Annotated in this window: 9 protein-coding genes; all 9 read left to right on the top strand. The window is 70.7% G+C overall.

Annotated elements, in window-relative coordinates:
- The coding region (locus EAO71_RS12995) for an ATP-grasp domain-containing protein (RefSeq protein ID WP_187282660.1) at positions 1–1,032 on the top strand (1,032 nt) is incomplete at its 5' end.
- A gap of 44 nt (positions 1,033–1,076) precedes the next feature.
- Positions 1,077–2,435: an MFS transporter gene (locus EAO71_RS12990; protein WP_187282659.1), complete on the top strand. Its 1,359-nt coding sequence runs from the start codon at positions 1,077–1,079 to the stop codon at positions 2,433–2,435.
- The gene (locus EAO71_RS12985) at positions 2,432–3,688 is read left to right on the top strand and encodes an ATP-grasp domain-containing protein (RefSeq protein WP_147977869.1); all 1,257 of its coding nucleotides are present in this window, start codon (positions 2,432–2,434) and stop codon (positions 3,686–3,688) included. Before EAO71_RS12990 ends, EAO71_RS12985 begins: the two co-directional genes overlap by 4 nt.
- Before the next feature lie 2 nt (positions 3,689–3,690).
- Entirely contained in the window at positions 3,691–4,044 is a 354-nt protein-coding gene (locus tag EAO71_RS12980; RefSeq protein ID WP_147977868.1) for a hypothetical protein, read from the top strand.
- Entirely contained in the window at positions 4,041–5,021 is a 981-nt protein-coding gene (gene nudC / locus EAO71_RS12975; protein WP_147977867.1) for an NAD(+) diphosphatase, read from the top strand. Before EAO71_RS12980 ends, nudC begins: the two co-directional genes overlap by 4 nt.
- A gap of 31 nt (positions 5,022–5,052) precedes the next feature.
- Positions 5,053–5,502, top strand: a complete 450-nt coding sequence (locus tag EAO71_RS12970; RefSeq protein ID WP_147977866.1) for a rhodanese-like domain-containing protein — start codon at positions 5,053–5,055, stop codon at positions 5,500–5,502.
- Between the two features lies 1 nt (position 5,503).
- Entirely contained in the window at positions 5,504–6,619 is a 1,116-nt protein-coding gene (locus EAO71_RS12965; protein ID WP_147977865.1) for a DUF6421 family protein, read from the top strand.
- A gap of 5 nt (positions 6,620–6,624) precedes the next feature.
- On the top strand, positions 6,625–7,182 hold the full coding sequence (locus EAO71_RS12960) for a GOLPH3/VPS74 family protein (protein ID WP_147977864.1): 558 nt from the start codon (positions 6,625–6,627) through the stop codon (positions 7,180–7,182).
- Between the two features lie 49 nt (positions 7,183–7,231).
- Entirely contained in the window at positions 7,232–8,059 is an 828-nt protein-coding gene (locus EAO71_RS12955) for an EI24 domain-containing protein (RefSeq protein WP_147977863.1), read from the top strand.
- The last annotated feature ends 5 nt before the right edge of the window (positions 8,060–8,064 follow it).

Below are 8,064 nucleotides of genomic sequence, written 5' to 3'. Positions count from 1 at the left end.
TACGGCTTCACGGCCGTCATGACCCTGGTCGAGCAGGCCACCGAGCTGGCCGGCCGGCTCAACGACCGGCTCGGCCTCGTCGGCACCTCCTACGAGGTGGCGAACCGCCTGCACGACAAGCTCCGGATGCGGGAGTGGCTGCACCACAGCGGCTTCGAGTCGGTGGGCTGCGCCGAGGTCAAGTCCGGTGACGACATCCGCGCGTTCGGCACCCGCCACGGCTACCCGGTGATCGTCAAGCCGCTCGACGGCACCGCGAGCCGCGGCATCGCCATCATCGAGGGCCCGGACGAGGCCGACGCCGCCTGGGCGGAGCTGGCCGGGCTGCGCGACCGCGACGACCTGCCCATGGCCACGTTCTACCCCGTGACCTCCTTCATCGCCGAGGAGTACATCGACGGCGTCGAGTACAGCGTCGAGTCGTTCTCCTTCGCGGGCCGCCACATCGTCGTCTCCGTCACCGGCAAGTTCCACGACGGCGTCGTCGAGATGGGCCACGCGCTGCCGGCGATCCTCGACCCCGAGGACGAGCGGACCATCGTGGACCACGTGGTCGGCTTCCTGACCGCCATCGGACTCAAGGACGGCGTCGGCCACACCGAGATCAAGCTGTCCTCCAAGGGCCCGCGGATCATCGAGGGCCACGACCGGGTGGCCGGCGACCGGCTGCTCGACTTCATGGCCGTCACCCACGGCGTCGACCTGGAGCAGTACGCGGCCGGCTGGCCGTTCCGCCTGGTCACCGAACTGCACGAGCGGCCCCGGGCGGTGCTCGGCGGCGCGACGAAGTGGGTCAACGGCCGGCCCGGCGTCGTCGAGTCCATCGAGGGCGTGGACGAGGTCCGCGCACTGCCCGGCGTCCTCGGCGTCGACGTGTACCTCGCGCCCGGCGACGTGATCAGCCCGATGACCGACAACTACGGCCGGCACGTCCAGGTCCTCGTCACCGCCGAGGACACCGCGGCCGCCATCGAGCGGTGCGACGGCCTCCTCGACCGGATCCGCGTGGTCACCCGGCCCGAACAGGCCTGACCCGCACCCGTCAGGCACGAACCGAAGCGAGAGAGAGCCAGGAAGTGGCAACCACCGTCGAACCCGAGTCGATAGGCCGGAAACTCGGCATCCCACGGTTGAAGGGGCACGGCAAGTTCGTCTCCGCGAGTCTGATCGACAGCCTCGGCACCGGACTGATCCTGGCGTTCACGGTGGTGTACTTCGCCCGGACCACCTCGGTGTCGCTGGCCGCGATCGGCGCCGCGATGACCCTGGCGCGGCTCCTCGCCCTGCCCACGTCGATGATCGTGGGCCCGCTGATCGACCGCTTCACCGCCCGTCGCACGGCGGCCTGGGGCAACATGGTCTCGGTCCTGGGCTACCTCGGCTTCCTCCTGGCGCACTCCGTGTGGCAGATCGTGGTCGTGGTCTTCCTCGTGCAGGTGGGACACACCACGTACTGGACGTCCAGCAGCGGCCTGGTGGTGCTCGCCGCCCCCGAGGACCGCCGCACCACCTGGTTCGGCTTCATGACGGCCCTGCGCAACACGGCGATGGGCGTCGGCGGCGCGCTCGCCGCCTTCGCCTTCACGCTGGGGGAGGGGACCGCGCTCCACGCCATCGTCATCGGCAACGCGGCCAGCTACGTCCTCGCGGCCATCCTGCTCTACACCTGGCGGCCCACACCCCGGGAGACCTCGCACGAGACCCCGCAGGCGACCGCCGACGTGATCCTCGACGCGGCGCCGGAGGAGCGGAGCGTCCCGCCGGAGCAGCCCCGGGCCGGCTACGGAACGGTCCTGCGGGACGTCTCGTACACGCTGCTCATCGGGGTCAACGCCACCATGGTGTTCGCCCAGATGCTCATCAAGGTGCTGCTGGCGATCTACATCGTCGACGCGCTGGAGATGCCCGCCTGGACCGCGGGCACGCTGATCGTGGTCAACGCGATCCAGGTCTCCCTCACCCAGACCCTGGTGGCCCGCAAGGCCGAGTCCTCCCGGATGACCCGCGCCGTGATGCTGGCCGCGGTGCTCAACGCGGCCGCGTTCGTCCTCTTCGCCGTCCTCTACGTGACGCCGGACGCGGTGACGTACGTGGGGCTCTTCCTCGCCATGGTCGTCTTCACCCTCGGCGAGGTCATCGCCTTCCCCGCCCTCGACACCCTGAGCGTGTCGATGGCCCCCAGCACCATCCGTGGCCGCTACCTGGCCACCTACCAGCTGTCCTGGACCGTCGGCGAGGTCGTCGCGCCGGGACTGCTCACCTTCCTCCTCGCCCGGGGCGAGGTGCTGCCGATGGTCTTCCTCGCCTCGCTGAGCCTGCTGGCCATTCCGCTGCTCCTCGCGCTGGAGAAGCGAGTGAGGACCAAGACGTCCGAGACGGCCGGGACCACCGGGACGTCCGACGAGACCAAGACGATGACAGGAGAAAGCGCATGAAGACGGTCGTCGTGATTTCGACCCGGGGCTTCGGGGTGTTCCGCCACGACCTGCTGGTGGAGCCGGACCAGGTGCGGTTCGTCGGCATCTTCTCCGAGCAGGACAGCGCCAACGTCTCGCAGGAGGAGCGGAACTACTTCCACGAGATCCACGTGGTCCCGTGCGGCCTCGACGACCCTTCGTACACCGAGTCGTCGATCGCCGACCCGGCGTCCGTACGGGCCCTGGTGCGCAAGCTCGCCGCGGAGTGCGCTCCCGGTGAACTCACCCTGCACTGCTTCGACGAGCGGAACCTGCTGCTGACCGGCGAACTGCGCGAGGAGCTGGGCCTGCCCGGCCCGACGTACGACGAGCTGCTGCCCTACCGGGACAAGTGCCTGATGAAGGAGCGGCTGGCGGGCACCGGCCTGCGCGTGCCGAAGTTCGGCCGTTTCGACGCCGAGGCCAGCGCGGCGGACCCGGCGGGCTACCTGGATCGGATCGTCGCCGAGGTCGGCCTCCCCTTCGTGCTCAAGCCCGTCGACGCCGCCTCCGCCGACGGTGTCCACAAGGTCTTCACGGCGGAGGAGTTCTTCGCCCTGCCGGCGGACCTCGGGCGCTCGTACGAGTACGAGGAGCACATCGACGGCACCATGTACAGCGTCAACCTGGTGACGCAGAACGGCGAGACCGTCTTCCGCGGGGTCACCGAGTACCTGGTCAACTCCACCGAGGTGCAGAAGGGCCGGGTCAACGCCGACATCAACCTGATCGACTCCGACCCCCGCGTCGACCGCATGGTGGCCTTCACCGAGACGGTCCTGGACGCGCTCGGCCGGCTGGACGGCGGCAGCCACCTGGAGCTGTTCCACACCAAGGACGACGAGCTGGTCTTCCTGGAGGTCGGCGCGCGGTTCAAGGGGCTGGCCGGACTCGCGGCCATGCAGGAGAACTACGCCGTCGCCCTGCTCAACCTGGCCTTCGAGATCGAGGCCGGAGTGCGCAGCCACCCCTGGGACCAGGAGCAGACCTACTGCTTCGACGCGGTGATCCCCAAGCGTCCCGGCGTCGTCGCGCAGCTCCTGGACCCGGAGGTCGAGAGCGACTTCACCATGAAGTGGAAGGTGGAGCTCGGCGAGGAGATCAAGCAGGGCGCCTCGCTCATCGACAACGGCGGCACCTTCCTCGTCCGCAACAAGGACTACGAGGTCCTCTACCGGGACTTCGAGAAGCTGGCCGGCTACACGCCGATCCGCTACACGGACGAGGTCTGACAGTGCTGCGACGCGCGCGCGAAGCGGACGACGTCGACATGGCGTCGCTGCGCGCCACCGTCGGCCGCATCGTCGAGGCGGACCGCTTCGACGGCTGGCTGATCGAGCTGCCCGACCACGTGCTGGTCGCCGTCGCGGCGCCGCTCGAGATGCTCGGATTCCAGCACTATCTGACGCCGCCGCAGGACGACTTGCTGGTCAGGGCGGCCCGGGTGGTGTGGGACTCTGTCGCCGGTCTCCTGGACGACTGCCCGGCCGATCTGGCCGCCGAGTTCGCCTCCCTGGGCGCCGCCGTCACCCCGCGTGACGCCGGCGCGGCGGCGCCGCCAGGGGTGAGCCGAGCCGACGCGACATGAACGACAGGAGTCCCTCCGTGCACTACACCGGACTTGAACTGGACCGGGCCGGCGACCGCCGATCCGACGCAGCCTGGGTCGCCGCGCAGGCGTCCCGTCCCGGCACGCGGGTGCTCCCGCTGTGGCGCGACCAGTGCCTCACGCGGGGCGGGACACCGGTGGTACGGAGGGTCGCCGACGCGGCCGAGCTGCTCGACGAYGCCGSCGAGGCGGTGTTCCTGGGACTCGACGGGGACGAGGCGGTCTTCGCGGCCGACCTGTCCGCGCTGGCGGAGGACCGGGCCCGCGAACTGGCCGGCGCCGACGCCGTCCAGGACGTGCGGCAGCTGGTCGCCGGCATCACCACGGCGGAGGCCGGCCTGCTCGCCTACGCGCGCGGCCTGCTGCACTGGCACCGCAACCAGCGGTTCTGCGGTGCCTGCGGCGGTCCCGCCGACTCGAGGGACGGCGGTCACCTGCGGGTCTGCCGCGACTGCGGGAAGCTCCTCTTCCCGCGCATCGAACCCGCCGTGATCATGCTGATCGAGCTGGCCGGCCAGCCCCGGCGCTGCCTGCTGGCGCGGCACGCCCAGTCCGGGCCGCAGTCCTTCAGCACCCTCGCCGGCTTCGTCGAGATCGGCGAGAGCCTGGAGGACGCCGTGCGGCGCGAGGCCTTCGAGGAGGCGGGCGTCCAGGTGAAGTCCGTCGTCTACCAGGGCTCGCAGGCATGGCCCTTCCCGGCGGGCCTCATGGTCGGGTACCGCGCCGAGGCCGCCACGGACACCGTCCGCGTCGWCGGTGCCGAGGTGGTGGACGCGCGGTGGTTCACGGCGGCGGAACTGCGGGCCCACATCGACGCCGGGCACGTCTACCGCGCCGACTCCATCGGCAAGTTCCTCATCGAGGGCTGGCTCGCCGAGAACGACGCGACCGTCCCGACCGCAGCGATCGACGCGACCGACTCCGACTCCGACGACACGGAGTACACGGATGGATGAAACGGATGGATGACCTTCATGGATGACACGGATGGCTGACACCGCCGCGGCACCGWCGACGCCCCGACGGCCACAGCCCGCGTCCCGGGTTCTGGCCGTCCCCGCGGCCGAGCCCGGTCAGGCGCTCGACTACTTCCTCCGGGCCCGTCTGGCCTGTGAGACGGACCCCTTCGACGTCCACCACGACGTGTCCGACGGGGTGGCCGGCTTCGTCCTCATCGACGCCCGGCAGGAGGCCGCGTACCGGGAGGAGACGCTTCCCGGCGCGCGCAGTGTTCCGCACCCCACGATGACCGGCGACGTCCTCGGCGCGCTCGATCCCGAACCCCTCTACGTGACCTTCGGCTGGGGTCCCGCCTGCAACGCCGGCACGAAGGCCGCGGCCGCGCTCGCGGCCGCCGGGTTCCGGGTCAAGGAGATGATCGGCGGCCTGGAGTACTGGAAACGCCAGAACTATCCCACCACCGGAAGGGGCGAGTGACATGAGTGAAGAGATCAAGCGGGTCATCGACGAGGTCGACGGAATACGCAAGGGCCTGGACAGAAGCGCCGACCCACGCGACCCAGAATTCCTCGACGGGCTGCTGAAACAGATGGAGAAATCGCCGCATCTGCGTGAACAGCCCATCGCGCGGGCCCTCATGGAGGACCTGCGCGGGTTCGCGGAGGAGCCCCGGCTGCTGCGCACCAAGGCCCATGTCAACACCCGGCGTGACCAGCACATCTTCTCGTACTTCGATGCCTCCTACTTCCCCCGGCTGTCCCTGGACTACCTGACGTACGAGACGCTGCCGACCCACCCGCTGCTGGCCGAGCGGTACGCCAGCAACACCATGCCGGTGAACATCACCGCCTGCTCCGAGGGATTCGAATCCCGGGTGGTCGTGGCGCTGTTCCCGGAGAACCACCTCGACGGCCGGCAGGACCCGGACGACCTGATCTTCTATTTCATCAACAAGTTCGTGGAACGCCACAACCGCATCACCCGCAAGATGATCGACGCGGTCATGGCGCCGGGCAGTTTCCCGCTCATCCAGGGGGCCGACGACGACCTCGTCGAATCCGCCTCCGCCTGGTGGGTGCGGCTGCACGAGTTCCACCACCGGCAGGGCGACATGCCCATTCCCGACTACCTCCACGCCAAGAAGCTCAAGCCGCTCGCCGGTCTGGAGGAGCTCCGCGTCGACGTCTCCTCGATGCTGGTCTGCCTGAACGACGACGAGCTCCCCGCCGACGAGGCCCGGCGCGCCTACGAGTACATGCTCGCCGAACGCCTGCTGCGCTACGCGGTCGAGGGCATCCCCCGGCCCAACTACGACGCCGTCGCCTCCCAGCTGCTCTTCAACTACCTGTCCGAGAACGGCGGCATCGCCCTGCGCGGCGACCGGATCCACCTCGCGCCCGAGCTCCCCGCGGTGCTGGCCCGCTTCCTGGACGAGATCGTGACCGTGGAACGGCGCATCCACAGCGAGTCCGTGGCGGACGTCAAGGCCGGCCTGCTGGCGTTCACCAACGCCTACACCGACTACGACGAGGCGGCCAAGGACTACCGGCACATCCCGTTCTTCGCCGACGTCAAGCAGCGACTGGGCGTCTGACCCGCATGGCGCCACCACCGGCACCGCGGTGCTCGCTGCCCGCCCGGCTGGTCCTGGCCGCCCACGAGGACCCCAGGCTGCGCTCCCGGATGTTCCGGACGGAGCTGGGGTTCGGCGCGGCCGGCGCCGCCCTCCTCGAACTCGCCCTGGAGGGAAGGATCAGCGTCTCGCACGACGAGATCGTGGTCCGCGGCGCACGGCGCTGCCCCGACCCGGTCGTCGACCTCGTCCTCGAACGGCTGCTGTTCGCCGAGCGGGGACACGGGCCGCGCGGCTGGGTCGAGCGGCTGGGCCCGGACGTTCTGGAGGGGACCCGGGACCAGCTGCTCGACCAGGGCCTCCTCGTGCCCGTTCGGCGCCGGATCCTCGGGCTGTTCCCGGTCCACGGGTACGCGCTCGCCGACACCGGACCCCGCCGCCCGCCCGACCCCGCCGTGACCTGGCTGCTCGACGCCCTGCGCCGGCCGGCCGAGGCCCCGCGCCCGGAGTGCACGGACCCGGTCGTCCTCGCGGTCCGGGCCGCCACGGCGGCGGCGGCCCTCCCGCTCGCCTGCTCGGGCTGAGCGCGGGGGCCGCCCGGCCCGTCCGGAGCCCCCGGATAGGGTGATCGGCATGCGTGATTTCGGGGTGGGTTTCCGTTACCTGGTGCGAGGCCAGAAGTGGGTCGGCCGGCACGGCCGGTGGTTCGGCTTCGGGCTGCTGCCCGGTCTGGTGACGCTCGTGCTGTACGTGGGGGCACTCATCGGTCTCGGCTACGGCGCCGACGACTTCACCGGCTGGGCGACGCCGTTCGCCGACGACTGGGGCTCGCCCTGGCAGGGGCTCTTCCGCGGCTTCCTGACCGGGCTCGTCTTCTGCTTCGGCCTGTTCCTCGCGGTGATCACCTTCACCGCGGTGACGCTGCTGGTCGGGCAGCCCTTCTACGAGTCCCTCTCCGAGCAGGTCGACCGCGCCGAGGGCGGCGACGTCCCCGAGTCCGGCCTCCCGCTCTGGCGCGAACTGTGGATCTCCGCGCGGGACAGCGTGCGGGTCCTGCTGCGGGTCGCGCTCTTCGGCATCCTGCTCTTCGCCTGCGGTTTCATCCCGGTCGTCGGCCAGACCGTCGTCCCGGCGGTCGGCTTCTGCGTCTCGGGCTTCTTCCTCGCCGAGGAACTCTCGGCCGTCGCACTCCAGCGCCGGGGTGTCGAGCTGAAGGAGCGGCTGGCCATGCTCCGCGGCCGCCGGGCGATGGCGCTCGGCTTCGGCGTCCCCCTCACCCTCTCCTTCCTGGTCCCGCTGGTGGCCGTCTTCCTGATGCCGGGCGCGGTCGCCGGTGCCACGCTGATGGCGCGCGAGCTGACGGGGGAGTCGGCGGACCTCGACGACAGGGACGACGCCGACGACGCCCCGGGCCACGCGGCACCGGCCCCCGCCCCGGTCCGGCCGCCGGCCGGCAAGTAGCCGGC

Source organism: Streptomyces sp. MS191 (assembly GCF_008042125.1).
Lineage (GTDB): Bacteria > Actinomycetota > Actinomycetes > Streptomycetales > Streptomycetaceae > Streptomyces.
This window is presented reverse-complemented; position numbering and strand designations above follow the sequence as displayed.

Excerpts from the sequence above, each read along its gene's own strand:
- EAO71_RS12985 (WP_147977869.1), top strand. The coding sequence starts at position 2,432 with ATGAAGACGGTCGTCGTGATTTCGACCCGGGGCTTCGGGGTGTTCCGC.
- EAO71_RS12965 (WP_147977865.1), top strand. The coding sequence starts at position 5,504 with ATGAGTGAAGAGATCAAGCGGGTCATCGACGAGGTCGACGGAATACGC.
- EAO71_RS12960 (WP_147977864.1), top strand. The coding sequence starts at position 6,625 with ATGGCGCCACCACCGGCACCGCGGTGCTCGCTGCCCGCCCGGCTGGTC.
- EAO71_RS12955 (WP_147977863.1), top strand. The coding sequence starts at position 7,232 with ATGCGTGATTTCGGGGTGGGTTTCCGTTACCTGGTGCGAGGCCAGAAG.